This is a genomic window from Mycobacterium gordonae (assembly GCF_001417955.2).
Classification (GTDB): domain Bacteria; phylum Actinomycetota; class Actinomycetes; order Mycobacteriales; family Mycobacteriaceae; genus Mycobacterium; species Mycobacterium gordonae_B.
This window is the reverse complement of the sequence record NZ_LKTM01000174.1, coordinates 1-1,612: the sequence shown is the minus strand read 5'-3', so window position 1 is coordinate 1,612 and position 1,612 is coordinate 1. Positions and strand designations below refer to the sequence as shown.

Genomic DNA, 1,612 nt, shown 5'->3' with positions numbered 1-1,612 from the left:
CCCCCCACCCAGATTGAACTGACCCACATCCCCCCAACCAAAGTTGAACCGTCCCACATCCGCCAAACCGAAGTTGATGACGAGGGTGCCCGCGTCGTCGAGCAGCGCGGGCAGCGCCGCGAACGAGGGAATCGCCGCGGCCACTGACGAGGCGCCGGAGTAATAGCCGAACATGGTGGCGACGTTCTGTGCCCACATCTGCTCGTAGGTCGCTTCGGCGGCCGCGATCGCCGGAGCGTTGAGGCCGAACCAGTTCGACGTCACCAGAGATACGAACTGGGCACGGTTGGCCGCGACGATTGCCGGGGGTACCGCACTCGTGAGCGCCGACTCGAACGCTTCCGCGGCGGCCCGTACCTGAGTAGCGGCCCCCTCGGCTCCGGCCGCCGCAGCCTGCAACCAGCCGGCGTAGGGGGCGGCGGCGGCCAGCATCGCGGAAGCGGCCGCACCCTGCCACGCACCGCCTACCAGACCCGACGTCGTCGACCCGAACGACGCCGCCGCCGCGCCTAGCTCGGCCGCCAGCCCGTCCCAGGCCTCAGCGACGGCGAACCACGGGCCCGACCCCGCGCCCCCGTAGATGAGCGCGGAGTTGATCTCCGGTGCCAACAGCGGAAAGTCCATGCCCAGCCCTTCGTGTCCTCGCCTGACGGCGGTAGAAATTAGCAGCATTTATGACGGTTTATGACGGTTTCCGGAGGATTAGCCTAACTTCCTCGACGCGCACCGTCGCCCCTACCGATAATTGAAGAAAATTCAACAATTTCTGAACATTATTCAGAAACTCCAACATCGTCTGTGGCCGCATTGCGGATCCACAAACGGGGGCCCAGCGCTGGTGATCCGGCGGTGATCGGGGCACCGCCGGTAGCTGCCCGGCCTGGCCCGGGCCAGTCTAATTCGCCTGCATAGCAACAGGTTTCAGAGAAGTGCTGTGCCGGGGCACGCGGCAGAAGCGATGTCGAGCCTTCCGCTGGTGGATCCGAAAGATTCGCATTGCGGTCGGTCCCAAGAATTGCTACATTCTTGCCTGAATTGCTGCAATGAAATGGCTCACGTTCATATACTCCGCGTGTTCGATTCGCCAGCAGCCAACCAAATGAGAGGGCCCCGAGCATGTCCTTCCTGTTTGCAGCACCCGACGTATTGGCAGCGGCGGCGAACGACGTGTCGAGGATCGGTTCGGCCCTCGGCGCGGCGAACGCCCAGGCGGTCGTCCCGACGGTGAATCTGCTGCCGGCGGCCGCGGACGAGGTCTCGGCGGCCATCGCGGCGCTGTTCGCCGACTACGCCGAGCAGTACCGCGCGGTGAGCGTCGAGGTGGAGCTGTTCCGGGAGCGGTTCGCCCAGCTCCTGGCGTCTGGAAGCAGCACCTACGCCGTGGCCGAGGCCGCCAATGGAAACCTGCTGCAGCAGATCGAGCAGGCCACCCTCGACTTCATCAACGCCCCCAGCGAGCTCCTCACGGGACGCGCGCTGATCGGCGACGGCGCCGATGGCGCGGCCGGCACCGGGAGCCGTGGCGGCGACGGCGGATGGTTGTGGGGCAGCGGCGGCAACGGCGGATCCGGGGCGGCCGGCGGTAATGGTGGCGCCGGCGGGTCAGCCGGGT

2 protein-coding genes are annotated in these 1,612 nt (G+C 66.4%); one reads left to right on the top strand and one right to left on the bottom strand.

All coding sequences use genetic code 11. The features are described 5' to 3' along the window. On the bottom strand, positions 1 to 624 hold a 624-nt coding region (locus AO501_RS14505; protein WP_156452561.1), incomplete at its 3' end, for a PPE family protein. A 492-nt stretch (positions 625 to 1,116) separates the two neighbouring features. On the opposite strand from AO501_RS14505, the gene AO501_RS14500 reads away from it, so the two are divergent. Further along, positions 1,117 to 1,612: PE family protein (locus AO501_RS14500; RefSeq protein WP_156452560.1), on the top strand; the 496-nt coding region annotated here is incomplete at its 3' end.